This is a genomic window from Leptospira haakeii (assembly GCF_002812045.1).
In the GTDB taxonomy this organism is placed as follows: domain Bacteria; phylum Spirochaetota; class Leptospiria; order Leptospirales; family Leptospiraceae; genus Leptospira_B; species Leptospira_B haakeii.
Genome location: NZ_NPEG01000001.1, coordinates 558,915 through 584,240, shown reverse-complemented (window position 1 = coordinate 584,240; position 25,326 = coordinate 558,915). Strand labels below are relative to the sequence as shown.

Genomic DNA, 25,326 nt, shown 5'->3' with positions numbered 1-25,326 from the left:
TTCGGGAGGGCTTTCCGCGTATATCCGGTAGCAGCGGATTTTCTTCTAACTTCTGTCTCATTGATGAAAAATTTTAGGAGACAGAATATTGAAAAAGGAGCTACTACTCATTTAGACTTTGAAAACATTCCTCAAAAACTCGGGTTTTTGAGTGTTATTTTTTAGAGAATATGCAGGCTTTGTAGGAAAGCGGAAATTATGATAGAATTTAACTACAAAGAAGAATACGGAGTCTATAGAGTTACTCTCAAGACTTCTGAGACTGCCCCAGGAACACTTCATAAAATGGTGAAGGCAATGTTCTTTATGGGATTCGAGATCCTTTCGGGAGACATTCGCACGATCAAAGACGGCGACTCCATGATCAGTTACGATGAATTTATTCTAAGATCCCCTGAAACAGATTCTAAAATTAAGGCATCTAAACTAGGTATCTTAATGTCTTCCGTCTTTTCCGATGATAATGCGCTGGAAGAGATGATCCAAACCTCAAGTGAAATAGATATTCGAAATACATTTTATTTAGGACAAGATTCTCAATTGGAGTTTGAAGATCTACCTGGCAATTCTGCTACAAAGTTCTATTTAGAAGCTCCGGATAGAAAAGGATTATTATACTTTGTGACCGGAGTTTTGAAGGATCTGGGGATCAATATTCTCTCCGGTGAAGTTAGAACTGATGGTAAGTCCTTAAAAGCACAGGACACATTCATACTAACCGACTCTCGTACAGGAATTGGGTTCGCAGGTAGCACCACAGAAGAAAGGATCCGTAGATATATTCTGCAAAGTAGCCTAAATCAAGTTTGATCGGGCGTATTTGAAACGTCCAAATTATTAAACCAATAAAGAGACGTATTATGGTATCGGAATGATTCGATTCATTGGATCGATTTGCCGATATTATTATGCAGGAGTTCCTTCCACCTAACGATGGACGCAGCCAGAGATTTACAAAAATTCGATTTTACGGAAGAAGTGATCCAACACTTTCGAGAGAATAGAATTATACCTGTCGACTTTTATAATAAACACGGACAGATCCTAATTCATAAAAAGGATATGGCCACCGGAGACGATATTAGTCGTCTTCAAAAATTCGAAAAACAAGGGATTTATTTTTTAACTGCTGAGATCGCTAAGATCCATCCAGGTTCCGGTAAAAAAAGTTCCTTAGATCCTTCTTTCGATAAACTAATTAATCCTACACTCACTTTGGATATGTCCAGAGGAGCAACAGATCTATTATCCGATATCAAAAAGTTTCCATTAAATGGAGACCATGTTAAAGAGATCAATAAGTCTATTAACGCCGTCCTAGATGATTTTAAATCTTCTCCGAATATGGAGACTGGCCTAGTCAATATTATAGAAGTTATGAAGAATGCAGGAATGCCCGTGGATTCAGAAGTTCTTACTAAAAGAACTGTGATTGCAATGGCATTGAAGGTAAGAGCCGCAAAGGTTTTTACCAAAGTAGATATGGATCAGAAGAAGACAGAGCAGATGAATCTGATGATGGCTTCATATCTCGCGGACATCGGCTATACTCAGATGAAGATCCCTACTCATGCGAATCTAAAGCCGGAAGAGTTGGAATATATCAAGAATCATCCAATCATCAGTTATTTGATGATCGCTAATCTTCCTGAGATCGAGGATCCGGTCAAATCGGTAGTTCTAAACCACCATAGACCTCATCGTGGAGAAGGGATGAATAATAATTATCCCCAAACCAAACCTTTAGTTCAAAAGCTCCAGGGTTATAGAGAAAAATACAAAGACGATTTTCGCAAAAACCTTTTAGCTACCGATATCCAAAGACAAGTAAAATCCATTCTTACCAATGCTATCTCTTACGAAGATATCGGAATTCTTTCGATCGCAGGTGAGTTCGCTTCCTTAACCACTCCTCAGCCTTGGAGAGAACCGATGGATGGCCTTAAGGCAATGAAACTAATCTTGAATAATAGTTTCTTTGCTTATAACGAAAAAACTTTGAAGGACTTTTTCGATCATGTGGGCCTGTCCTTATGTGATAATCAGCCGTTCGTGAAAATCGGAGATTACGTTATTGTAGCTTCTCAGGATTCAAATCGTAAGGTATTCTTCGAGATCTGCATTATTAAGGATTCTCACAAAAATTCAATCCGGCCGATGTTAGAAAGGATCGGAACCATCCGACCGAAGTTTGCAAATAACGGAAAGGTCAGGATCTCAGGCTTCGAAATGGGGAGCTTGACCGTGGATAAAAGAAGAGCAATATTTAATTTGGAACGTAATGCTGACCCTAGAAGGATCATCTATTTGGTGGATCCTGAAATCGATCCTGAGTTTTTTGACTCGTTGGATCGGAAAGTAAGGGAAACTTATCCCTCTAGGACTTCTTCTGATTCAGATTCTGCCTCTAAAGCGCCTGTTTCTTAAGTGATTGACACAATTTCGGAAATTTATTCTTGCCTACTCACAAGGTTAAATCATTTCTTTGTTACTAAACATATATCTTACTTAAACGTTATATACTTCGGGTTTATATTTTCAACCCTCCGTAATGCGTATGGATTTTACCTATGACTCAATTTCAAAGTGGCCCAATCGATCCTCTCAGGCTTGAAAGATTTGAGTTTAATGCTGAGGTAATTAGGCAGTTTAAGGAAAGTCAGTCCATCCCGGTCGACTTTTACAATAAGAACGGACAGATCTTAATTCATCGCAAAGACAGCGCTAGCGAAGCGGATATTAACAAACTACAAAAGTTTGAACTTCAGGGAATTTACTACCTTCTATCCGAAAGACATAAAGTAGGAATCCAAGTAGAACAACCGGACTCAGTAAACGGTAAAAAAGTTTCCTTTATCAAATTAGTGAATCCTGATCTTACCTTGCAGATGGCAAGACAGGCTTCCGATCTTCTCAAAGAATTGAGAGATTATCCTTTAAACGGAAATCATGTGAAGAATGTTGCGAAGGCTATTGATGGGATCTTAGATGATTTTGCGAATAGCCAAGACGTTGAGTTAGGTTTAGTCAACGTAATAGAAGTTATGAAATCCGCTGGAGTTGAAACTGACTCCGAAGTTCTGACTAAAAGAACAGTTATTTCTATGGCAATGAAACTTCGTAGTTTGAAAGCCATCTCCATTAAGGATAACGAGAATTCTAAAGCACAACAATTGAATCTGATGATGGCGGCTTATATGGTAGATATAGGCAAGGTCAGGATGAAATTTCCAGTACATGGAAACCTAAGCACCGAAGAATTCGAATATGTAAAAAACCACCCTATCATTAGCTACTTGATGATAGGGAATATGGCTTCTATTCAAAGTCCGGTAAAAACCGCAGTATTAAACAGTCATAGACCATACAGAGGAGAAGGATTAAATAATAATTATCCTTCTACAACATTCCTACAGAAACGACTGGGGGAATATTACGAAAAGTATAAGAACGATCTTTCTAGAAGTGTACTTGTAGAAGATATGCAGAGACAATTGTATATTCTGCAAAATAATTCTTATAGTGAAGATGACCCTGCGATTATTTCTATCGCAGGAGAATTTGCATCACTCAGCAGCGAACAACATTGGAGGTCTGCATATTCTCCTATTACTGCGATGAAGTTGATCTTGAATAATAGCTTTTTCTCATATAATGAAAGAGTGGTTAAAGAATTTTTCGATTTTATGGCTCTGAGTTTATGTGAAAACAAAAGTGTTCTGAATGTTGGCGACTATGTGATCGTAGTATCTACTGATTCCCAGCATAAGATCCACTTTGAGACTTGTGTTATTCGAGAGATTAACAAAAATCAAACTCGCCCTCTTCTAGAAAGAGTTGGAACAATCAGGCCTGTTTTCTCGAATAAAGGAAAACTTAAGATTGTAGGTTACGATCGCAAAACTTTCCGTCCTGATATTAGAAAGGCGGTCTTCAATCTAGCCAACGCAGTGGACCCAAGAAGGGTGATTTATTCGATCGATCCTGAATTGGATCCACCTTTGTTCGATCTGATTGACAGAAGTTATCGCAAAACAGCTCCGAAATCTGTCGCGTAAACGATTCTCTTTTCCTCTCCACGTTGGAATCCTACTTTCTTCCGTTGGTGGTCTCCTGTTTTCTGGTACTGTATGCCTTCCAGTTGGGGTAAAATATTCAAAGTTAGTACGTTCGGAGAATCTCATGGCGAGGCTGTGGGAGTTGTTGTTGAAGGAGTTCCTGCAGGAATTCCAATCCGACTGGATGAGATCCAAAAGGATTTAAACAGAAGAAGACCCGGACAAAGTAAACTCACCACTCCAAGGGACGAATCTGATACTGTTCGGGTTCTCTCCGGGGTTTTTGAAGGAAAAACGATCGGAAGTCCGATCGCATTGATCGTAAATAATCAGAACACGATCTCCAAAGATTACGAAAATTTAAGGGAAACTTTCCGCCCTTCTCACGCAGATTATACTTACCAAACCAAGTACGGATTCCGTGCTCATGTCGGAGGAGGAAGATCCTCCGTGCGTGAAACAATTGCAAGAGTGGCCGCAGGTGCGATTGCCAGAATGATCTTAGAAGATGATCTGGGAGTTAAAACAGTGGCTTGGGTGGACACAATCGGCACCATCTCTTCTGAAATTGCAGAGAACAAATATCCGGCGACCAGAGAAGAAGTAGATGTAAACGAGGTCCGTTGTCCTGATACTCAGGCTGCGGACAAAATGCGTTCTCTCATTCTTCAAATGAAAGAAGCTGGGGACAGCGTGGGTGGAATTATCCGTTCTGCTTCTTATAATCTTCCACCTGGTTTAGGAGATCCGGTATACGATAAACTGGATGGGGACATAGCAAAGGCTATTTTATCTATTCCGGCCTGCAAAGGTTTCGAAGTTGGTTCCGGGTTTTCTGGAACTCTTCTAACCGGAAGCACTCATAACGATGAGTTTTATGTAGAAGAAGGAAGTGGAAGAGTCCGCACTCGCACAAATAATTCCGGAGGACTCCAAGGTGGGATCTCCAACGGGGAAACTTTAGTGGTTCGAGCTGCGTTTAAACCTACTTCTACCATTTTCAAAAAACAAAATACTGTAAATATTGATGGAAAAGAAACTACATTGGAAGCGAAAGGCAGGCATGATCCATGCGTTCTACCTAGAGCGGTCCCGATCGTAGAAGCAGCCATAAACCTGGTTCTAGTAGACGCATATCTCTACCAAAGAGCGATGAATCCTCATTGGTTCCAAAAATGGGCCAAAGTTCCGGATTATTACAAGGATTTAAAACTCTGAATTTGTCTCTTAGTCTGCTGTGCGGACTTCAAGAATCTGAGACAGGCTCTCATATCCTTACGATCTAGAAACGGGTTGCCAACTTAGAATAGTACGTTTCAAATGAAATTTGGCGCCCTGGTTTGTTTAGAAAAACGGAGGTTCGAGTGGTCAAGATAAAGATAGACGGGATCGAATACGAGGTCGACGAGAAAAAAAATCTGATATCCGCAGCTAAAGATGTCGGAGTGGATATTCCGTTTTTCTGTTATCATCCTAAATTATCAGTGGTGGGCATGTGTCGCATGTGTCTCATCGAGATAGAAGGGATTCCCCGTTTACAAGTAGCTTGTAATACTAAAGTTACCGAAGGACTTTCTATCGTCACCAAGAGTGATAGAGTTATCGAAGCAAGAGAAGGAACGATGGAGTTCCTACTTGCGAACCACCCATTAGATTGTCCCGTGTGCGATAAAGCGGGCGAATGCCAACTCCAAGACAATTCTTTCAAAGAAGGAAAAGGAAATTCTAGATTCACATTAGAAAAAAGGAATATTCCTCAAGAAGAGATCGGTTCCAACCTGATCATTAACCATAATCGTTGTATCGTATGTTATCGTTGTGTCCGTTTTGAAGAAGAAATGGTAGGAGAATCCAACCTTGGACTCTTCGAGAGAGGATATCATTCCATTATAGGTCTCGCAAAAGAAGAACCCATCAATCATAACTACCAGGGTGCGCTTGCAGATATCTGTCCAGTCGGAGCATTATTAAATCATAAAACATTATTCAAGTCCAGGGTTTGGTGGTATAAATCCGAAGAGTCCGTTTGTCCTGGATGCAGTACAGGTTGCAAAACTTATACAAACGTAAGAGATAACAAAATGTTCCGCTATATGCCTCGTATAGACGAGGAGAAGGACCAGTATTTCCTTTGTGATAAAGGCAGATTCAATGTGGATTGGTTGAATACAAATAGATTGTTCTCCTTCTACAAAAATGGAGAAACAAGTACTAGTTCTGTTGTTTTGGATGAGATCTCCGAAAAAATTTCGAAGTCCAAAAAAATCGCGGTGATCGGGGGAGCCCACGAGTCTGATCAGAACTTGAAATTTATCAAAGAAACTTTATCTAAGCTTGGAGTTTCGTTCGTGACAGAAGCAAGAGTAAGTTCTGAACAATACAAAGAACCTGAACAAGTGGATTTCCAGTACACTACGGATAAAAGACCGAACACTAAAGGTGCAATAGATGCTGGTTTTGTTTCTGCTGAGGGAATTGATTCTATTCGTTCTTCTGCTGCTAAAGGTGAATTCGATCTGATCTTTGTAATTAAAGAAAATGTTTCTGAGATCTTGGCTGGAGTTCCTTCCGAATCTATAGTAGTCTTAGAAACAAATCTTACGGACGATGTGACTAAAGCGAAATATTCAGTACCGATTAAAGCATATTCAGAACAAAGCGGAAGTTTTACTAATAAGAAGGGATGGACCCAGAACTTTAATAAATCTATGGAAGCACCAAAAGGTTTATCAAGCACCGCGGAAATTTTCTCCTTATTAGAAAAGAAAACCTTAGAATTACGTTCTAACACTAGAGAGGCAGCCGTTGGGAACCGTTAATGTAATTAATGTAGCGGCAAAACATAAGCCCGCTTGGTACCAAAGATTATATTCCTATTCGATCGCGAACGGGCTTTGGATCACTCTAAAACATTTTATCAAAGCAGCTTTTCTAAAAGGTGCAGTCACACTAGAATTCCCTGAAAAGAAACGAAAGTTCTCTCCTCGTTTCCGCGGAATGCATACGATGAAACGGGATGAGATTGGCAGAGAAAGATGTACCAGCTGTTTCTGTTGTATGTGGATCTGCCCTGCGGACGCTATCAAGATTGAAGCAGGACATGTAACTCCTGAAATTCAACATCTTCATCCGGAAGATAAGTTTGCTAAGAAGTTCGAGATAGATCTTTTACGTTGTATATTCTGTGGAATGTGCGAAGAAGCATGCCCTAAAGGTGCAATCTATTTGGATGGCCCTGCAGAGATGGCTGCGGACAATAGAGAAGATCTAATCTTAACTAAAGAAAGAATGATGCAAAAAGTCGGAGGACCGATCTTAGGAGAAAGGCTCTAATCCCCCGCCTTTCTATTTAAGAAACTCTACGGTTAGCATCTCTCAATTCTGAAGCAAATTCTCGAGGAAGTTCTCGATTTGCTTTATCAAGAATCGGAGAATGTAATCTTTTGGAAGCGTATTCCAAACATGCTTCAATATCCAAAACCTTAATATTCGGGTATTCGTTTAGAATTTCACGATATCCGAATCCTAAAAAAATCATATCTAGTATTTCTAAAACTCGGATAGAGGTTCCCCGGATGACTGGTTTGCCCCCGCAGATGGAAGGATGAGAGATAATACGGTCTAGTTCTTTTGTATCTGTTTCCATTCTAATTATACAACAAAGCTCCAAACCAAATTTTGAATCTTAAATTCTGGAGTCTGAAATTTTTCCCAGGAAAGAAATAATCCGTAAGATTTAGGGAACGAACAACTTGTCGAAAAAATCTTAAAGTAATATAGAGAATAAAAAATTTAAAAAAGTAACTAAAATACTATTAGAATAAAAAATTCGGTATAAATCGAGCTAAGTCAATCCAGAGAAAAGAATTCGATTCGAAGCAGAGCCGCTTTGCAGATCATATTCTATTCTAAACGTTTTTAAGACGTTCAAAATATGGAAAACGGCTCCATCGAATCAATTTACGTCAAAATAGGTGATGTCTTCCGATATTGCCGGATGGAGAAAGGTCTCTCTTTAAAGGAACTTGCAGATGCTCTTAAAAAAGAATACGGAGTTCCATTCAATCCTAATCTTTTAGGGAAAATAGAGAGGGGAGAATCCAGACTACTCACTCACGATTTTATCAATCTTTGTTTATTCTTTCGTTTGGAACTAAAAGCATTTCTCGACAAAGATAAGAAGAATATTCATGAAACTGCACTTGGTGATCTAACGGAAGATCCTGCAATTCGTAGGATATTGATATTCTTAAGCGAGAACAGAGGTTCTAAAGGATTCGTTACCTTCTTAGAAGAATTCCTAAAATTTATGGGACCTCAATTGATCCGGATGAGCAAAGAAACGGATCCTAAAAATTTAAAAGCTGCTTCTCCAAAAAAGAAGGGCCGCAAGCCTTAATCATCCCTTTAGTAATCTCTTCTTTCTTTTCCATAAAATATAGAACAAACTTTACTCGTTGAATTCGAACGAACCTTATAAATAAAAATTTTATTTATTTCAGAAATTATATTATCTCGTTTCGAAAATAAGTGAGAATTAAGACGCTTATATTACCTTGTCGTTTAAATACATAAAACCTCCACATTAAAACTAAAGAGGGATCATAATGAAGAGAATCATCATCCGGGGTGTATATACTCTGGTTATCATAGGACTTCTCGGCGGGTCATTCATGGCTTGTAACGATAAGTCTTCGTCGAACGGAGCAGAGTTAGGAGTGCTATCTAGCCTTCTTCCTTCTAAAAGCGGAAATGGATCTAAGTTATTTGCAGCCAGCACTTATTTTCATAACGAGATTTTTCCACCACATTGGTTGAATTGGACCACTGATGGTGCAAACCCAATTGAAACAGGACCTACTTTCTTAACTCGCGGTTTGAAATGTAGCGGTCGTTATTGCGATGATGTAAACCTTCTCGCAAGCGAATCCGGATACACTCAAACCAATAGCTGGTGGACAGATTGGTTTTCTGAAGAAGGTACCAACTACCGTGTTTGCGATAATAATGCATTCGTAACTGGTATTAAATGTTCAGGAAGTTATTGTGATAACGTTTCCTTAAAATGTTCTCAATTGAACAATAATGGTGTAAGAACAGGATGTTATTGGACTTCCGGTATTTCTGAAGAAGACGGTGGAAAATTCGTAGCTCCTGAATCTATGTATATCGCTGGTGCAAGCTGTAATGGTCGCTATTGCGATAACATGAGCTTATATCTTTGCCAAGCTGATAACGGTGGACCAAACGTTGATCAAGATGCTCTTGCACAACAATTCGCACCTCGTTTGAGATTCGATCAAGAGACTACTACAGGTTCCGGAGATTCTGGAAAATGTTTCACTAGCGATCCTCAAACTTATTATACTCAAAGAGCTGCAGGAGTTGCTCCTCAAGATCTTTGTAATAAAGATTATTCTACGATTTCAAATAACCAAGTTCCTATTTTCTATGAAACTTCCCTTGTTGGAACGAATGCAGTTCTTATTAGATACTGGTTCTTCTACGCTTGGCAAAGTACTTGTTTCTTAAGCTTTGGAAGCCACGCTGCTGACTGGGAAGGAATGAGCGTCCTAGTAGTAAACGGACAAATGAAACGAGTTGCTTGGTCTCAACACTCTGGATGGTATTCCAAAGAACCTGGTAGCTTTGAAGTAGCTAACGGAACTCACCCGGTTGCATATGTTGGAAAAAATGCGCATGGATCATTCCATGATAGCGGTGGATCCGGCGGATGTTTATATTTCGAAGATTTCAGAAATCCTGGTGGCAATGATTATCACCAAGACACTTGGAACAATCTAGTTCGATTGAGAAGAGGTGGAGACGCTCCTAGCTGGATGAATTGCCAAGGAAGCGGATGTTTTGACGGAATCGGTCACCCAATGGAAAGAGGGGACTGGCGTTCCAACGCAGGTTGCGGATCTGACGGTTGTGGAAAATCTTCTGTAGGAGGAAACATTCCTTTCGTGAACGATCCTACAGGTTTGGAGTATTCAGCGATCTCGGCGAAACATAGTGGAAAGGTACTAGATGTTTCCGGTGTGAGCACTAGCGACAATGTCAATATCTGGCAATGGACGAATGTAGGCCAAGACAACCAAAAATGGGCACTAGAGTCTACAGGTGATGGATATTTCAGATTTATTGCAAAACATAGTGGCAAATGTATGAATGTGAAGGGTGGATCTACTGCAGCAGGAATGAATGTAATCCAATATTCTTGCGGCGGAGGAAACAATGAAAGATTCCAATTACTCTCCTATGGAGACGGATTCTTTGCTCTTCAAGCAAAACATAGCAGCCAGTGTTTGGATATTGCAGGCGGTGCGACCGGAGACGGTGGTCTCTTGATCCAATGGCCTTGTGCTTGGACTGATAACGAAAAGTTCCAGTTTTTGCGCTAAAATTTACGGGGCGGGAAAACCGCCGCGTTATCTAGAAGGTAAGGCTCTCGATTTCCGGGGGCCTTATTTTTTCTGCTTCCGCAGAATCGGAATATCCCAAAAATTAGCAGAAATCCTTTTTTTCGGTCCAATTGAACTAAAAATGCAAGGTCTTTCTCAACCGGAATTTATCAATCTATACGAATCTTGCAAGAATACAGTGTATCATTTCCTGCTCAAACTCTCAGGAAATCCCGAAATTGCCGAAGATTTGACCCAAGAGACATTTTTAAAAGCCTTTGAAGTCATGGATCGTTTTGATCCAGAGAGGGGAAGTTTCTCCTCTTGGTCTTGTACGATCGCTAAAAATCTTTATTTTAAACATTTCAATCGTACAAAGAAGGAAACGGGGAACGTCTCAATTAATGTAGAGAACTTTCCTGAACTTTCAGGCGGGAATCACGAAGATCCTCTGGAACTAGAAAAAAATTCTCTCAATTTAGCTTTAAAAGATGGGGTTTCCCGTCTTCCTGAGCCTGAAAAGAGTATAATACTACTGAAGGAAATCCAAAAGAAAACTCTCAAAGAGACTGCGGACGCTCTCGGGATATCTGAGAGAACCGTTAGTCGTCGCTTGCTTAGCGCGTTCAGAATATTGAGAACGCATCTTGAAGCGGAAGGGATCGGACTATAAGATGGCATTACATATCCAACAGTCAAATAGTTTCGAAGACCTACTAGAGTCATATCTTTCTGGCAAACTTGATGGCGCCGGGAAGAAACAACTTTTAGAGATCGTATTAAACGACTCTGAAAAAGCAGCCGAATACCGAAAGATCACTCAAATCCAATCTCAACTAAGAACTCCTAGTGCATCCCAAGAGTTAGGGGAGCTTTCTCCACAGGCTTCTTCTAAAAAAATCCTACCTTTTCCTAAACCTGTGATCTATTTCGCAGCTGCAGCTTTGGTATTTGTATCCTTTGGAATATACTTCTATCAAAATTCTTCGATTAAAAAAGGAGAAGCCACTTTAGATAAGTTCACTTATTCTTATGGTGATTGTTCTATCGAAGGTAAAACTTCCCAAGCGGGAGAAGATGTTGCAGGTAAAAGGATCGTTTCCGGAAAATCTTCTATATGTGATGTTCAGTTAGAAGGAGAAAAGAGTGTAGCTGTTAGAGCTCTCCCTGACACAGACTTCACTGCTGAACGTAAAGAAAATGCGATCCATGTTTCGCTTGGATACGGAACAATTCTTTTGGATAGCCAAGGCCCTAAAGATGCGGAGAATATCTCTATTGGATCAAATGATTTCAGATTGATCTTAGAAGGTACTAAGGTTTCGGTCAACAAAGGACGTACAGATTCTTCTCTTTCCGTAAAAGTATTAGAAGGAAAAGTCAGATTAGAATCTGGAGATACTATCTTCTTGGAATCGGTATCAAGTTGGTTAACCAAAGAAGAAATTGCACTACTTGCAAAAGAATACCCTATCTTATTCGATAAACAGGAACTAACGATAGAATCGGGACAACAGCTTGCATGGAAAGGATTGTCTCCTGCAAGAATGAAAGGTCTTAAAAAGATCGAAGATTCGATCAAAGCTAGTAAAAAATCCCAATCTAGCGCTCAATTGGACGAGACTTTGATTAAGAGTTTAAAACCTCATGTGGATTCTCTACCTAAAGATCCATTCCTGATCTCTCCAAAAGAGCTTAAGAACTCCCTTAAAAAAATACTTCCGGACGAAAAAGCGGACCTGGAAAGAAAGTTTGCGAGTATGGTCCGTTTCCCTCCAAAAGATCTGAAAGAAAGGGAACGATTAATGGAGATGGTCAAGAAAGTGGACAAGGCATCCATTACGGATATCTTAAATAGCAAAGTTCCAGGGACTCCACCTCAGGCAATCTCTCAAGAAGTTCGCATTATTTATCTGAAAGACGGATCTACGGAAAGAGGGATTGTTTACCAACAAGATAGCTTCTATGTGGTATTAAGACCTGACGGAAACTTGATTATCCCGGTAGACGCCGTAGAAAAAATTGAATCCGAATAATCAGCGATTTAAATTCTTCTTCCAAAATGGAAGATATAATATAGTAAATAGGATCATTCCGAGCGCTTGCATCCAAAAAATGTAAATCGGCCAAGGACCTAAATAATCCATCAAAGAACCTGCAGCGGATTTTTCTCTCATATATCCGTAGTTTGCATCTAGAGCAAAATCTATAACCAAAGCAACAACGACGTAAATTTGACTATAAAGAACGGATCGGATCACAGCTCCCTTTCTAGGAGTCAATTCCAGACCGAATACAACGTAAAGAGCAGAAATCACTAGACCTGAATGTGCAATAAAGAATATGAAAAAGTAAATATGAGGGAATGTAACAGATAGATCAGGAGTGATCACTCCTTGCATAGAACCTGCAATCACCCAAAAATAAGACAGTTCGGCAAGAGTTCTGTTTCGAGTAAATAGGGCCAGAGAAGTTACGATTGCTGACCAATTACAAAACTCCATAGGTAGATCATAACGTATTTGCCAATAACCTGAATCAATTCTGTATATTACATAAACTAAATAGTTTAAAAGAAGAATTACTCCAAGAGTATATCCGATCGTATTTTTGACTCTGGTAGAAGCGAATTTTTTGGCAAAATAAGGTAGGCCGAATCCAAGCAGCGCAGTAAGAGAAAGTATAATAAAATGGAGAGGGCTCCAATGTTCGAATCTCATCGAGAATACCCTCTCCTTACGTTAGTGAAATTTCAAATCATAAATTCAATCAAAGAGTGGCTTATTTTTTACACTAAAGATCATTTTCATTTCTTCTTCAGTGAACTGATGAGGTCTTTTCCTTTTTAGATCCATAAATAAACCGTGCACTGTGGAAGTCAGGATTAACTTTTTGGTCTTTTTAGAGAATACATCATGTCGGAAAGCTAATCTATTCTTCTCCGCTTTTTGATAAACCGTAACGATCACAAAATCATCCGGAAAACCCATAGAGCCGAAATATTTCAACTCAGCCTTGTAAACCACCGGGCCGATCCCTTTTGCCTGCAATGAATGCAAATCCAGTCCACACTGGTAAGAAGAGCGGATCCTCGCATCATCCAAATAGTATTGGATTGTTTCTAGATTTACTTTACCTTCCGGATCCATCTCGGCCCAGCCTACGCTGATTGGATGATAGAATGCATAGGGATAATCATCTTCGGAGTAAAAGACTTCTTCCGTATCATCAAAAAGACTTAATACAAATCTTGCTTTACATACTAATACAGAATCGGAGGCACGAAAAATTTCCTGCATGATCTCAGTCGATTCCGGATCGGAGTGAAGGATGTCCGTAGTAATGACAGCATCTTCCGGATATTTTAGCTCTGCTTTGTATTCTATTTCGCATTGGCGGACTACTAAGCGGTCTGAACTTAGGATTGTTTCCCCTTCTTCTTTTAAAAGTTGAAAGGTTTTGATCCTTGCTTCTTCAAAATAACTTTGGTAGGTCCCGTTGTTTACATGTCCGTTTACATCTATATCCGATTTACGGACAGGAACAGCGAAGGATGTAATAATCTTATCCGTTTTTTCCATGAGCCTCATAAAAGCCTCCGGTAGACAAAGTGTTCTACTTGATAAAGTCCAGAATAAATTGTGGTAGACAGATCAGTCTACCACAATTATAATCAAAGTTGAAAAAAGATGAGAATCCAAAAGGACTTAATTCGGGCGGAAGACGCTGCAAAGGACAGGATCTTAAAGGCAGCTTTCAAATTGTTCTATTCCAAGGGTTATCCCAATACAGGAATAAATGAAATTTTGGAAGAAGCGGGAGCCTTTAAGAAGAGCTTGTATATCCATTTTCCTTCAAAAAAGGATCTGGGTAAGGCTTATCTTTTGGAACAAGAAGAAGCAATATTAGGTTTTGTTAAAAGGATTGCTAAAAAGGAAAAAAAATATTCCGACTTCATTAAATCTTGGATGAGGATGTTGAGAAGGGGACTGAAAAATACTTATATTTATGGTTGTCCTTACGCGAATTTGTCCAACCAAACTCATGATGAACCCGAGATATCGGATTTTGTAAAAGTTGCATTAAACCGTTGGGTCCAAGATTTCGAAATTTGTTTAAATGATATTACTTGGAGTTCTAAAAAGACTAAAACCGAATCTGAGCTAAAAGAAATCTCGGAAAGTATTCTTTTTTATTACCAAGGTGCTTTACAGTTATATGGGATGTCCGGAGATTTCAAACATATACATCGATTGGAAAAAGCACTTTTGTCTTTAGATAAATAATTTTTTTTAGAATATACTAATCCCAAATAGAGTTAGCGCATTCAACCAGATCACCCGCGAAATAATGAGGGAAAGAATATGCTAATTTTCCCGTGATCGGACTCAAATCTTTATAAGAAACGGAATCTATTCTTAAGGTGTCTGATTCGTCCCTGTAAATTTTGAATTTCAAATGAAGTTTGAATTTATCCTTTCCAAATTTGAAACTTGTATTGTCTCTACACGATTTAAAACAACTATCGTAAACTTCTTCAGTGTTTCGGTTTGAACGGAGACTGAGTGATTGTTCTTTACAATTGAAAGAGCATTCGTCCGGATCGGAAGGTTCATATGGAAATTCGACAAGTACTTCTTTATTTCCTTCTGTTTTGTAAGATCCATGTATGATCGGCACTAATTCTCCTGGCCTTCTGCTTCTCATTATAGCAGTTGAAGGAGGACTAAGGATCAATTCTAAGCCGCTGATTTCTAAATATAGTTTGGAATCAATTTTGGGAAAATTTTTTTCCCAGTTTAAACATATTTTCTTACTTTCCGGCTGAGCTCCCAGGAAAAAAGGAAAACTGATAGCGAAACAAAGTAAAATGGAGAATGAGAACAACTTAACTTTCATTTGTCTGAAAGATATTTTATAATGGGTTAGGATAGTCTGCCAGCAGAAAAACCTGCCTTTCATTACGGATTTAGCATTACTTATTGCTCTTTGTTTCCAATTTTTGGATGTCTTTTGCAAATTCTTTCAAAAGAGAAGGGTTGAATTTTTTACTACCTGCTCTATCTCGAACCTTCCCCCATAGGAATGCAGCTATATTCAGTTTATTTTTGAGCGGAGAAGTTTTCGGATCAGAATGAAAATCTTTTACGAAACGATTCCATCTTAGAACGCGATCGTCTGGCCTTTCTTCCTTAGGTGGATTTTCATATACTTTCAAAAGATCTTGGACGGAGAGTTTTAGATTCCCGATTTTCTCCGCATCTCGAACTGCTTCCGCCATAGCTTTGGTAAAACTGAATTTTTTGAGATCATAATACTCTCTACAAAATTCTCTAAATTTGGAATCAAATCGAATTCCTTCGGGAATAATTTTGGATTTGAGAGTGATCTCTTTTTCACTTTTAGTTTTTCTAGGAACGGATACAGGACCTTTAGTGGAGTTTTCCTTTTTGAGAAACTTCTCTCTGCCTAATGTAATAAAGGATTTTAATCTTTCTTCGAGTTCTGCTTTAGCACCTTTAGAAGAGATCTTTAAGTTCACACAAATATCTTGTAATTCTTCTCTATACCAATAATGAGATTCGAATTCGGATGCAGTTTTGATTTTTTCGAAAGAAGGGCGAGATTTCATTTTTATATAAAGTTCTATTTTTTCTTTTTAGAATTCCAAGCAGGTTTGGACTTTAACGCTTTTTTATAAATTGGACAACCAGGTCCGTGAGCACCTTCTAAATAACCTGTGCTCATCAAAAATTCATTCACTATCTCTCCGCCTACGAATACAAAAGTTTTTTTGAATAGTTTGGTCCATTCTTCCAATGATTTGGGATGATGAAAATGTAGCCAATCTTGGAAACTTCCGAATTCTTTTTGAAGACTGGTAATCACATTCGCATTATGAATGGCAGCATTTATCTTAAGTCTGTTACGAATAATCCCAGCATCGTTCATAAGCCGATCAAAATCTTTTTCAGAAAATTTTGAGATCTTTTTGATAGAGAAATCTTTGTAAGCTTTGCGGAAGTTTTCCTTTTTTCTTAAGATCGTGGTCCAGGAAAGGCCGGCTTGGTTGATCTCTAAGATAAGCCTGCCGAATAGTTCATCGTCCGATTTTAAGGTGAAACCATACTCAGTGTCATGATAGATTTTATTTTCAGGATCTTGGTCCTTCTCTAAAGAAAGAACGTAATGACAATATTTTGTAAGTGAATTCATATGATAAGAAGAAGGTAATCTTAAGAATTAAGTGCTTCTTACAAAAGAACAGGCAAGAAATTTTTGGGATTCTTCTCTTACCTGTTCGTAAAACTTATAATTAAGTATTCGGTCTAAAAACCGATCAGCATTCCCCCATCCACTCTAAGAGTTGCTCCTGTTATCCAATCTGCTTCCTCGGAAGAAAGAAAAGTAACGGCAGAAGCAACTGCTTCTTCCGGATTTCTTTTAATCTTTAATGGAATAGAATCCAAGATAGAATTTCTGATTTCTTCCGGAACATGCTCGGCAAATCGATTATTTATAAAACCGGAAGCAACACAGTTCACTGTGATATTTCTGGATGCAAGTTCCCTAGCCGCAGATTTAGTAAGAGCAAATAGTCCTGCCTTTGCAGAAGAATAGTTTGCCTGTCCTGCATTGCCATAAAATCCGGAAACTGATCCAATGTTAACGATTCTGCCTGAACTTTTCTTTAGCATGAACTTTGCGGCGGTCTGGATACCGAAGAAGGCAGCTTTCAAATTTACAGAGTGTACCTTCTCCCATTTTTCCTCGGACATTCTTAATAGAAGATCGTCTTGGACTACTCCAGCATTATTGATCCAAATATCCAAGGTTCCAGTCTTCTCAATTGCAAACTCTGCTAATTCCTTATTCTGATTTTTGAAAGTTACATCGCAAGTTTTCCAAAAAACTCCTTCCGGATTGTATTTTGCTAACTCTTCGGCTGTTTCCTTACAATTGGAATTTTCTAGATCAGAAAGGATAACTTTTGAACCTCTTTCTAAAAACATTTTTGCGATCTCTTTACCGATTCCCCTTGCTGATCCTGTGATTACCGCGGTTTTACCTTCTAACATAGATGTTCTCCTATTTATTTCGATATCGAAATATTAATGCAAAAAAATTTACGTTATATATCGAAATTCGAATGGATTTTAGTTAAAATTCGCATGAACTCTTCTTTTTCTCCCTGTTCTAAATTCTGACTGAGTTTTGTAAGTGTAGCCTTGGAAGCTCTTTGCACTTTCTCTAAGGTTTGTTTTCCCTTATCCGTTAATTCTGCGGAAGTTACTCTTTCGTCTTCGTAAGGTTTGGATCTTTTAACATAACCGAATTCTTCCATTTTGTCCAGAAGAGCGGTCACAGTAGAGTTGGTCCTATCTAATAACTTTGCTAATTCACTCATTATAAGCGGGCCTTCTTTACCTAGTATAAAAAGTACACCTCCGTGAGCTGGAACCAAATCTTGAATACCTTGCTTCAGGAATTCTTCGGACAAATGTTTTTGGATCCGATCTCTGGTTCTGGACAATAAATGAATTACATACTCTGGCTTCATTTATTTAGACATCGAAATAGTTTGGAAGTTTTGTCAAGTCGAAAAATAGGCAGGGGGTTTTAATACTTATGCTGTATTATTTTTGTGCAGGAGAAAAAAATTTCCAAATAGCTAAACGAGTGTATATAAATCTTTATTATTAGCCGGCGTATTTATTTGTCAGAAATTTCTTTCCAAAATGAGTTTTCTTCGAAAATTCTGAAAAAAACTTCGTCCTTTCATGTTAAGATTATTTAGATATGGGACTTTCGTTTAGACATTTCTTTTACGCCCTATTGTTCGTGCTCTCTTTTATAGTGAGTTCGAATTGTGAGGGCGATCTATACGAAGTTCTAGATCCTTCCTTAGGAATGGTGAAAGACGCCGCCTATTATGTAGAATCTCACAAGTTGGAAGATACTCGGAATTTGAGAATTTTTGCCGAGCCTTCAGATCAAAATGTATATGTTCATTTTAATTTGAAAGTTTCTCCGGAACTTTTTTTGAAAGAAGGTTGGAAGAAGGGCAATTCAGTCGACGAAAGTTTTTGGAAAGAAGAATTGGTATGGGACATTCTTCATTTCGGATTGGAAGCTCCGATAGAACTTGGGGATGCTCAAGTTTATATTAGAGAAGATTTGTCCGGAAATTTTTCAGGTAATCTAGAAGTGCTTGTTCTAACTGGAAACGGAAGTGAAGGTTATTTAGTTTGCAGACAATTTACTTCGGATTCTAAATCTTATTTAAGCAATTTTAGTTTTTAGGTCTTTCTTGAGCGCCCGCAGGTTCTCTAAAATTAATCTCGAATATATCGTAATGCGATTCTCTGACGCCGGTTACGTAAGCCACTGAGACACCTAGATAATATCGACCGGTATACTTCATAGCCTTCCAGGCAAATTCCGCCATTTCTTCTGAGGTAATGGAGAATGGATGTATCCTTCCCCTAGACTCATCCATATAAAGACCTTCATAAGTTCCTAGAATCGTACCTTTGTATTCTAAACTTACGATCCTTCCCGTTACGGAGAAGTTCCTTTTTCCACCTGTCTTGCTAGTTGCCATCTTTTCGATTGGGTGAGAAGTATCATGGGCCTGGACCCATACGGTAATCCTTCCGCTTGGATCTTTTACGGGAGTACTATGAGGTATTACATTTTCTTGATATTGTGCATTGATGACCTCTATACTGCTAGAAAGTGCAATAGGTTGGATCCTGTGGATATTGAATTGGATCAATATCGTTTGATTCAGATTTTTCATCAGGAAATTCACTACATCTGCATTTTCCGGACGAACGCTCACGTTCGCTTTTTTACGCACAGGGGTATAACATTCGTCCCTGGTTTCCTCACATTCTTCTGCCGGATCGAAAGTTAGGACTTCTATCACACCTTCATAGGATTCGTATACGATCCCTCGGCTCTCAAATTGGGTCAATTTAGCGACCGTCCACCCCTCAGAATAGGTTCCCAAGGCAAACATGGGGGTCTGGGAGAATAAAACCGAAATATAGAAGAAGACCGAGTACTTTCTAAGGATCATAAATCTCTATTGGACGAGGTTTTTAGGCTCTTACTACCTATCGGCATTCTCAATCCTGGGGTATAAGTATTTTCAAGTTATAAGCCGATTCAAAGCAAAATATTGAAATTTTTTCTTTCCAAATTATCACAATCTGGTTTCAAAATTCCTTCCATTTGTGGTTTTCGGGGAGAAGTTTCCTCGGTTGAAAATGGACTTTCGCTATCTCAAAAATCCGAAGGTGTTTAATTCGTTTCCTGGGTGACTACTATTCTGGCAGTAACGTTATCCGACACGCAACAAGTTCGTATCCAATTTGAGGTATGGCCGCTTGAAAAAGATCACTCAATTATAGGATAACTTTTCGTATACTGTGCGGTTTTTAGAAAAAAAACAGGTTAAACAAGTGCATAGACACATTTTTGATAATTTTTTGGGAACCTTTGTCTGAGTTGTATACAATTTTGGCTAACGTAGGAAGAAGGCATTCCAACCCATTTGGGAGTTGGTGCTTAATAAAATTGGAAACAGAGAGGTCGAAAAGTTCCGATATGAAACGGTCTACGACATTTTTTTTCAAGAGTGTTTTAGCTCTTGTTATTCTTTTCTCCTTCGTAAATTGCCCGAAGGGTGGAGGAAAGGGGCCTTTACTTTTACCGCCTGGTGAAACTGCAGAAACTCCTAATCCTGATCCTACCATTCGAGTTTATAGAGGAAGTGGTATAGTAACTTCTGTACCAGATAGTTCTACGGAAAATTTGGGAAGTGTAAAAATTACTCAAAGCAGCACTGCTAGAGTTTTCACGATCCAAAATAATGGTGAGCAAACTTTAAATCTGACTAGCACTCCTATCATTGCAAAAACAGGAGCGGAGGCAGCACAATTTACTGTGGATCAATCAGGTACCGATAATGTTTTGGATCCCGGAGAAACTACTGAGTTCACAGTGACTTTCTCTCCATCTGGATCAACCGGTACTAAATCGGCTCAGTTGCAAATAGCATCCAATGATCCGAACACTCCTTCATTCATTTTGAATTTGAGTGGAACTGCAAATCCAGCTCCTGCTCCAGATATTCAAGTAAAAAGAGGATCTACTACTTTCACTAGCGGATCTAGCGTTCATACTTTTACAAGTGTTCAGGAGAATACGAGTGGAACTGCAGTATCTTTTACGATCAATAATATCGGAGATGCTACTTTAAATTTAAGTACAATCACTCTGACTGGAACGAATGCGAACCAATATACTTTGGATACAACTGGGACAAGCAACACCGTTGCGGTTTCCGGTTCTACAACATTCTCAGTTACATTCTCTCCTACTTCTACCGGGGTTAAGACCGCTACGATTACTATCCCAAGTGATGATGCAGGAACTCCGAATTATACTTTCGGTCTTTCCGGGACTGGAAATCCAACACCTGTTCCTGAGATAAATGTACAAAAAGTTTCAGGTTCCGTAAATATCGCGGATGGAAGTGGTTCTTCTGATTTCGGAAGCCAAGTGGAGAACGTAGCGGGTTCTGCTGTCCAATTTAGGATCCAGAACTTAGGAACTGCTTCGCTAAGTTTAACCGGAACTCCGATTGTTGATATTACTGGAACGAATGCGAATCAATTCGAAGTTACCGTTCAACCTAGCACCACGAGCGTAGCTAGTGCTGGAAATACAACTTTCTCAGTTCGATTTGTTCCTACTTCTACAGGTGCAAAAACAGCATCTATCTCAATCGCAAATAACGACTCGGACGAGAATCCTTATGATTTCACGATCACAGGCACTGGAACTCCAACACCTGCTCCTGAAATTAATTTGAAACAAGCTTCTACAAGTATCGCAAGTTCCGGAACATATTCAGGTATTGCGGATACGAGAATCGGTACTACTAGTGCAACTACAACATTTACTGTAGAAAACACTGGAACCGCAACTCTGAACTTAAGTGGAACCCCTCGTGTGGTTGTGGGAGGAACTGATTCGTCACTGTTTACTGTTGCTTCTCAACCTTCCGCTACTGTGTCAGCGAGTGGAACATCTACTTTCACGGTTACATTCTCTCCTACTTCTACAGGGACTAAGACTGCGACCTTAACCATCGCAAATAATGACTCGGATGAAAGTAGTTATGTGATCAACTTGTCAGCCAATGGTGTTGAACCAAGTGCTCCTTGTTTCGATATTAGCACCCAATCGGTTACGTCAAACCTTGGTACTATTGCGAATTACGGAGGTAGCGGGCAGACACTGTATTATTCAAGCACGAAGCCGATAACCATCGGACCGTCTTTCCCTGCGGCGATTTATTATATTAATCAACCGCATAGCTTGACTTCTACATTGTTCGGAATGTTCAGCGGTATCTACAATTCAACTCAATCTGCTCTTTATGAGACGAGAGATGGAGTGGGACTCACGAATTTCTCCGGGTTGTTACCTTATGGAACAACTTCTTCACAATTCTTAAATCTGCTGGGAGGCTCTGGCGCGATCACAATCACTCCGAATGTATCTCAAACGATTTATTTCGACATGAACTCTCCTGTTAGCTTTAGCGCGACTAATGCAAGCTACTCTATCATCAGAGGATGTAATGCAAGATTGAATGAAGAAAGAACATTTACTACTACATCTGGTACTACCAACACCAGTGGTTTGTCTAAGGTTTGGACTTACAGAAAGAAACTGAATATTCGGTTTATATTCGTCCAAGACTCTTACCCGACTTATACTGTTGCAGGTTTACAAGATGCGGTTGATAGAATTACTAGCATCTATGCTCAGGATTCTGTGAAAATAGATGTCCAATTCTCTGCCACAAGCGTATCTGCTTCCGAATTTTTAGATCTGACTGATTTCGAAGATGAGACCGGAACTCTTGCAAGTTCATTAACTAAGTTGTACACTACAACTGGTTCTGCGCAAAATGCAAATTCCTTGAATATCTTCCTAACATCGGATACATCCAATTCGAATTATGCAGGATTACTTGGAATGGCTGCCGGTATCCCGGGAGTTCCTGGAATAGTAGCAACGAAGAAGGCGGGAATGATCGTGTTGATCGAACCTCATAGGACTTCTGGATCTGCTGCAACTGCTCTGAGTGCAGGTGATCAACAGTTCTTGGGAGATACTATCGCTCACGAAGCAGGCCACTTCTTAGGGCTTTTCCATACGAACGAAAGAGGGGGAGCAAGCTCTACATTGAGTATGTTCGGTCTAAATGCAAGAGACGCATTGATTGAAACTCCTTACTGCTTGAGTTCTCAGGATACTAATACAGACGGATTTGTATCTATCTCAGAATGTTCCGGAAGCTTATTCACCAATTCAGGCGCATTAAACCTGATGTTCTGGGCCGGAGATGGTGTAACATCTCAGACTCAACTTACTGGAGAACAAGGTTGGATTCTGAGAAGCAACCCGTTAGCATATTAATGGAGTCGAAAATGTATATTAAGAAAATATTACTTATTCTTTTACTGGCAGCGTTTGCGCTGCCGGTAACTGCTCAATCGATTGATCCTTCTGTTTACTCTAAGGTAAAATCGGATCTAACGATTAGCAGGCATAAATCTAAGGCGGAGTTTAAAACTTCTTTGGATAGGATTGTTTCTGATCCGGTTCCTTACTTGAAAGCGATTACAGAAGATTCTTCTATTAGGATCTATGTGAAAGAAAAAGCGATCGCTCTTCTGGAGTATTATCCTACGGAAGAATCCGAATCAGTTTTAAAGAGTAAGATCGAAGATGGAAATCAGCATAAATCTTTGCGTAATCTATCGGTAAAAAGTTACTCTTCTGCCTTTTACGGAAAGGATCCTCAGAAGGCCGAAATTTTCTTGGGAACTTTCAAAAATGATAAATCTATCGGTAAAACCGTAGATTCTACTTTGCAAGAAGCCAGATATTCCGCTTTTAAAAAGAAAACTCTTCCGTCCAAAGAGGATTTCGAAAAATATAGAAGGAATAAAACTCTGGAAAAGAAATAAACTTATCTACTAGCTAAGTTTGAAAAGCCGCTGGGTGTAAATCCTGCGGCTTTTTTTATTTAAGGGAGAGACCATGCTAATTTTTCACTTATAAGTTCCCTTTTTTCACCGTTTTTTAGAATTATTCTGCCAATTCTTCCTGATCTTAAGGTCGTATTTTTCTGGACGTACCTTTCCAAACATTCGGCAATAGAATGGGAGAAACGTAGTCTCCAGTTGTTTATAATATCATACCGATATTGGGTTCCACGTAGGAATTCCAACATATTAAGGATTAGAGATTGGGCTCAGGTTATTATCGTTTTATTTTTATCTTAAGTGTTTTAGCGGGATTCCTTCCTCAACTGAATTGTGGAGGAGGGGGCGGAGGAATGAAATTATTTCCAATTTTTCCTTCTTCCGGTATTACGGGGCTGCATGTTTCAGATTCGGCAGGTAATCGATATTCTTCCGGTTCTACACTTTCCTTAGGTTCCGTGCTAATTAGTTCTTCCTCTTCTAATACTTTGAAGATCGAGAATAATGGGAACTTCACTGTTACTCTTACTGGAAATCCGGATGCGGTCTCTAAAGGTGGGATCCATTCTTCTCAATATGTGATCAATTCCCAACCTTCGAGTACTAGTTTGGCGGATGGAGATTCCAGCTCTTTTCAGATCAGTTTTCAACCGAGTTCGGCCGGTGTAAAAGCCGCATATCTGATTATTAATTCGGATGATCCGAATATAGGCACATATATTCTATATTTAAAAGGAACAGGTACGGAGGCTCCAGCCCCTGCTATCCAGGTTTCGGAAGATAGTTTTAATTTTATTCCGAATTCACAGACTAACTTTTACGCGGCGTCTGGAGGAACTTCTTCTAAAACGATTACCGTTAAAAATAGCGGAGAGCAAGATTTAGTAATTTCTAATATTTCGTTAAGTGGACCGGATGCAAGTTCGTTCAGCGAAAACGGTATTCCTGTTACAATTTCCCCTAAAAAGACTTATACATTTACGATTTCGTTTAACCCGTCTTCTGCTTCTACATTCTCCGCTTCGATTTCAATCGATAGTAATGATCCGAATACAGCAAGTTATGTTATTGGTCTTTCCGGAGTAGGGACTTCTGGAAATGCCCCTCAAATTTCGGTGTTTTACTCTGATAATAATAATATTTCGAGAGATATTACAAGTAGCACAGGATTCTCTTATTCTTTTGGGAGTGTTTTCCCTGGAGAAATATCTTCGAGTAAAACAATTACGATCCGTAATTTAGGAAGTTCTAATTTAGATCTTACTACTCCAGTGTCCTTAAGTGGAACAGATCCGGGAGAGTTTACGATTACCCAACCTACTTCTACGAGCCTTGCTCCAAATGCTTCTGCTACCTTCTTGGTCAAGTTCAGTCCTACAAGTGTTGGTTCCAAATCTGCTACTGTTACCTTGAGTACTAGCAATGGAAAGGGAGGAAATTCTTCCAGTTCCGTTCTGGCTGTTTCCGGTGCGGGGGGAAGAAGGGATGTTATAGTAACTTGGGCACATTCTAAAGAGCATGCAGTTCATATGGCTTCGGGTGCTTACAGAGTTTGTTATAAAAAAGGTTCGGACTTTAGTGCACAAGGAGATTCGGGCGTAGTCTGCGATGCTGACGTAATGTATGCGGGAGATCCATATACTCCGAATTATAAAACGATTACAGTAAGTTCTGCTGGAACTTGGTATATTCGAGTGAAATCATTTTCTCAATTTAATGCAACAGGATCGGCATTTTCGAAATCGATCCAAGCTACAGTAAGTTCTCCAGGATATTAAATAAATC

Annotated in this window: 24 protein-coding genes; 15 read left to right on the top strand and 9 right to left on the bottom strand. The window is 39.3% G+C overall.

Annotated features, from left to right (window positions below; translation table 11 throughout):
• The first annotated feature begins 198 nt into the window (after positions 1-198).
• From CH377_RS02785 to CH377_RS02760, 6 genes are all read left to right on the top strand, one after another.
• Complete coding sequence (locus CH377_RS02785) at positions 199-810, top strand: ACT domain-containing protein (RefSeq protein ID WP_100722299.1); 612 nt, start codon at positions 199-201, stop codon at positions 808-810.
• A 123-nt stretch (positions 811-933) separates the two neighbouring features.
• The gene (locus CH377_RS02780) at positions 934-2,427 is read left to right on the top strand and encodes an HD-GYP domain-containing protein (RefSeq protein ID WP_100722298.1); all 1,494 of its coding nucleotides are present in this window, start codon (positions 934-936) and stop codon (positions 2,425-2,427) included.
• 143 nt (positions 2,428-2,570) lie between these two features.
• Positions 2,571-4,058, top strand: coding sequence for an HD-GYP domain-containing protein (locus CH377_RS02775; RefSeq protein WP_100722297.1), 1,488 nt, complete (start codon positions 2,571-2,573; stop codon positions 4,056-4,058).
• A 72-nt stretch (positions 4,059-4,130) separates the two neighbouring features.
• Positions 4,131-5,276: a chorismate synthase gene (aroC, locus tag CH377_RS02770; protein ID WP_100722296.1), complete on the top strand. Its 1,146-nt coding sequence runs from the start codon at positions 4,131-4,133 to the stop codon at positions 5,274-5,276.
• A gap of 146 nt (positions 5,277-5,422) precedes the next feature.
• Positions 5,423-6,877: an NADH-quinone oxidoreductase subunit G gene (locus CH377_RS02765; protein WP_100722295.1), complete on the top strand. Its 1,455-nt coding sequence runs from the start codon at positions 5,423-5,425 to the stop codon at positions 6,875-6,877.
• Entirely contained in the window at positions 6,864-7,391 is a 528-nt protein-coding gene (locus tag CH377_RS02760; RefSeq protein ID WP_100722294.1) for a NuoI/complex I 23 kDa subunit family protein, read from the top strand. The genes CH377_RS02765 and CH377_RS02760 overlap by 14 nt, the downstream gene beginning before the upstream one ends.
• Before the next feature lie 16 nt (positions 7,392-7,407).
• On the opposite strand, the gene CH377_RS02755 is transcribed toward CH377_RS02760, so the two are convergent.
• A complete protein-coding gene (locus CH377_RS02755) occupies positions 7,408-7,704 on the bottom strand; it encodes a DUF433 domain-containing protein (protein WP_100722293.1) in 297 nt (98 codons plus the stop codon).
• A gap of 351 nt (positions 7,705-8,055) precedes the next feature.
• On the opposite strand from CH377_RS02755, the gene CH377_RS02750 reads away from it, so the two are divergent.
• From CH377_RS02750 to rsx, 4 genes are all read left to right on the top strand, one after another.
• Entirely contained in the window at positions 8,056-8,457 is a 402-nt protein-coding gene (locus CH377_RS02750; RefSeq protein WP_100722292.1) for a hypothetical protein, read from the top strand.
• Between the two features lie 319 nt (positions 8,458-8,776).
• Positions 8,777-10,465, top strand: coding sequence for an RICIN domain-containing protein (locus CH377_RS02745; RefSeq protein ID WP_100722794.1), 1,689 nt, complete (start codon positions 8,777-8,779; stop codon positions 10,463-10,465).
• Positions 10,466-10,607: 142 nt separating this feature from the next.
• A complete protein-coding gene (locus CH377_RS02740; RefSeq protein WP_100722793.1) occupies positions 10,608-11,138 on the top strand; it encodes an RNA polymerase sigma factor in 531 nt (176 codons plus the stop codon).
• A 1-nt stretch (position 11,139) separates the two neighbouring features.
• Positions 11,140-12,501, top strand: coding sequence for an LIMLP_03685 family anti-sigma factor (rsx, locus tag CH377_RS02735; protein ID WP_100722291.1), 1,362 nt, complete (start codon positions 11,140-11,142; stop codon positions 12,499-12,501).
• On the opposite strand, the gene CH377_RS02730 is transcribed toward rsx, so the two are convergent.
• Both CH377_RS02730 and CH377_RS02725 read right to left on the bottom strand, forming a co-directional pair.
• Positions 12,502-13,185: a YwaF family protein gene (locus CH377_RS02730; RefSeq protein ID WP_100722290.1), complete on the bottom strand. Its 684-nt coding sequence runs from the start codon at positions 13,183-13,185 to the stop codon at positions 12,502-12,504.
• A gap of 45 nt (positions 13,186-13,230) precedes the next feature.
• Entirely contained in the window at positions 13,231-14,055 is an 825-nt protein-coding gene (locus CH377_RS02725; RefSeq protein WP_100722289.1) for an acyl-CoA thioesterase, read from the bottom strand.
• 99 nt (positions 14,056-14,154) lie between these two features.
• Between CH377_RS02725 and CH377_RS02720 the strand changes: the two genes are divergently transcribed.
• Positions 14,155-14,751 carry a TetR/AcrR family transcriptional regulator gene (locus CH377_RS02720; RefSeq protein WP_100722288.1) on the top strand — a complete coding sequence of 199 codons (597 nt, stop codon included), beginning with the start codon at positions 14,155-14,157 and terminating at the stop codon, positions 14,749-14,751.
• Between the two features lie 16 nt (positions 14,752-14,767).
• Here CH377_RS02720 and CH377_RS02715 read toward each other — a convergent pair whose 3' ends face one another.
• The 5 genes from CH377_RS02715 to CH377_RS02695 form a co-directional block, all read right to left on the bottom strand.
• Positions 14,768-15,364 (bottom strand): hypothetical protein, encoded by a 597-nt coding sequence (locus CH377_RS02715; protein WP_100722792.1) that lies wholly within the window; start codon positions 15,362-15,364, stop codon positions 14,768-14,770.
• Between the two features lie 76 nt (positions 15,365-15,440).
• Positions 15,441-16,097, bottom strand: a complete 657-nt coding sequence (locus CH377_RS02710) for an SAP domain-containing protein (protein ID WP_100722287.1) — start codon at positions 16,095-16,097, stop codon at positions 15,441-15,443.
• A 14-nt stretch (positions 16,098-16,111) separates the two neighbouring features.
• The gene (locus tag CH377_RS02705; RefSeq protein WP_100722286.1) at positions 16,112-16,681 is read right to left on the bottom strand and encodes a DNA-3-methyladenine glycosylase I; all 570 of its coding nucleotides are present in this window, start codon (positions 16,679-16,681) and stop codon (positions 16,112-16,114) included.
• A 113-nt stretch (positions 16,682-16,794) separates the two neighbouring features.
• On the bottom strand, positions 16,795-17,544 hold the full coding sequence (locus CH377_RS02700; protein ID WP_100722285.1) for a glucose 1-dehydrogenase: 750 nt from the start codon (positions 17,542-17,544) through the stop codon (positions 16,795-16,797).
• 53 nt (positions 17,545-17,597) lie between these two features.
• Entirely contained in the window at positions 17,598-18,026 is a 429-nt protein-coding gene (locus CH377_RS02695; protein ID WP_100722284.1) for a MarR family winged helix-turn-helix transcriptional regulator, read from the bottom strand.
• Between the two features lie 239 nt (positions 18,027-18,265).
• On the opposite strand from CH377_RS02695, the gene CH377_RS02690 reads away from it, so the two are divergent.
• Positions 18,266-18,769: a hypothetical protein gene (locus CH377_RS02690; protein WP_100722283.1), complete on the top strand. Its 504-nt coding sequence runs from the start codon at positions 18,266-18,268 to the stop codon at positions 18,767-18,769.
• On the opposite strand, the gene lsa26 is transcribed toward CH377_RS02690, so the two are convergent.
• The gene (gene lsa26, locus CH377_RS02685; RefSeq protein WP_100722282.1) at positions 18,759-19,550 is read right to left on the bottom strand and encodes a surface adhesion protein Lsa26; all 792 of its coding nucleotides are present in this window, start codon (positions 19,548-19,550) and stop codon (positions 18,759-18,761) included. The two genes, CH377_RS02690 and lsa26, sit on opposite strands and share 11 nt — an antisense overlap.
• A 530-nt stretch (positions 19,551-20,080) precedes the next feature.
• Between lsa26 and CH377_RS02680 the strand changes: the two genes are divergently transcribed.
• From CH377_RS02680 to CH377_RS02670, 3 genes are all read left to right on the top strand, one after another.
• Complete coding sequence (locus CH377_RS02680) at positions 20,081-22,969, top strand: choice-of-anchor D domain-containing protein (protein WP_100722281.1); 2,889 nt, start codon at positions 20,081-20,083, stop codon at positions 22,967-22,969.
• A gap of 11 nt (positions 22,970-22,980) precedes the next feature.
• On the top strand, positions 22,981-23,523 hold the full coding sequence (locus CH377_RS02675; protein WP_100722280.1) for a hypothetical protein: 543 nt from the start codon (positions 22,981-22,983) through the stop codon (positions 23,521-23,523).
• A 371-nt stretch (positions 23,524-23,894) separates the two neighbouring features.
• Positions 23,895-25,319 carry a choice-of-anchor D domain-containing protein gene (locus tag CH377_RS02670; RefSeq protein ID WP_243401938.1) on the top strand — a complete coding sequence of 475 codons (1,425 nt, stop codon included), beginning with the start codon at positions 23,895-23,897 and terminating at the stop codon, positions 25,317-25,319.
• Positions 25,320-25,326 lie beyond the last annotated feature (7 nt).

Coding starts and splice junctions, on each gene's coding strand:
- CH377_RS02695 (WP_100722284.1), bottom strand. CDS start 18,026: ATGAAGCCAGAGTATGTAATTCATTTATTGTCCAGAACCAGAGATCGG.
- CH377_RS02710 (WP_100722287.1), bottom strand. CDS start 16,097: ATGAAATCTCGCCCTTCTTTCGAAAAAATCAAAACTGCATCCGAATTC.
- CH377_RS02690 (WP_100722283.1), top strand. CDS start 18,266: ATGGGACTTTCGTTTAGACATTTCTTTTACGCCCTATTGTTCGTGCTC.
- CH377_RS02705 (WP_100722286.1), bottom strand. CDS start 16,681: ATGAATTCACTTACAAAATATTGTCATTACGTTCTTTCTTTAGAGAAG.
- CH377_RS02720 (WP_100722288.1), top strand. CDS start 14,155: ATGAGAATCCAAAAGGACTTAATTCGGGCGGAAGACGCTGCAAAGGAC.
- CH377_RS02750 (WP_100722292.1), top strand. CDS start 8,056: ATGGAGAAAGGTCTCTCTTTAAAGGAACTTGCAGATGCTCTTAAAAAA.
- CH377_RS02700 (WP_100722285.1), bottom strand. CDS start 17,544: ATGTTAGAAGGTAAAACCGCGGTAATCACAGGATCAGCAAGGGGAATC.
- CH377_RS02775 (WP_100722297.1), top strand. CDS start 2,571: ATGACTCAATTTCAAAGTGGCCCAATCGATCCTCTCAGGCTTGAAAGA.
- aroC (WP_100722296.1), top strand. CDS start 4,131: ATGCCTTCCAGTTGGGGTAAAATATTCAAAGTTAGTACGTTCGGAGAA.
- CH377_RS02670 (WP_243401938.1), top strand. CDS start 23,895: ATGAAATTATTTCCAATTTTTCCTTCTTCCGGTATTACGGGGCTGCAT.
- lsa26 (WP_100722282.1), bottom strand. CDS start 19,550: ATGATCCTTAGAAAGTACTCGGTCTTCTTCTATATTTCGGTTTTATTC.
- CH377_RS02725 (WP_100722289.1), bottom strand. CDS start 14,055: ATGAGGCTCATGGAAAAAACGGATAAGATTATTACATCCTTCGCTGTT.
- rsx (WP_100722291.1), top strand. CDS start 11,140: ATGGCATTACATATCCAACAGTCAAATAGTTTCGAAGACCTACTAGAG.
- CH377_RS02780 (WP_100722298.1), top strand. CDS start 934: ATGGACGCAGCCAGAGATTTACAAAAATTCGATTTTACGGAAGAAGTG.
- CH377_RS02715 (WP_100722792.1), bottom strand. CDS start 15,364: ATGAAAGTTAAGTTGTTCTCATTCTCCATTTTACTTTGTTTCGCTATC.
- CH377_RS02755 (WP_100722293.1), bottom strand. CDS start 7,704: ATGGAAACAGATACAAAAGAACTAGACCGTATTATCTCTCATCCTTCC.
- CH377_RS02680 (WP_100722281.1), top strand. CDS start 20,081: ATGAAACGGTCTACGACATTTTTTTTCAAGAGTGTTTTAGCTCTTGTT.
- CH377_RS02730 (WP_100722290.1), bottom strand. CDS start 13,185: ATGAGATTCGAACATTGGAGCCCTCTCCATTTTATTATACTTTCTCTT.
- CH377_RS02740 (WP_100722793.1), top strand. CDS start 10,608: ATGCAAGGTCTTTCTCAACCGGAATTTATCAATCTATACGAATCTTGC.
- CH377_RS02785 (WP_100722299.1), top strand. CDS start 199: ATGATAGAATTTAACTACAAAGAAGAATACGGAGTCTATAGAGTTACT.
- CH377_RS02675 (WP_100722280.1), top strand. CDS start 22,981: ATGTATATTAAGAAAATATTACTTATTCTTTTACTGGCAGCGTTTGCG.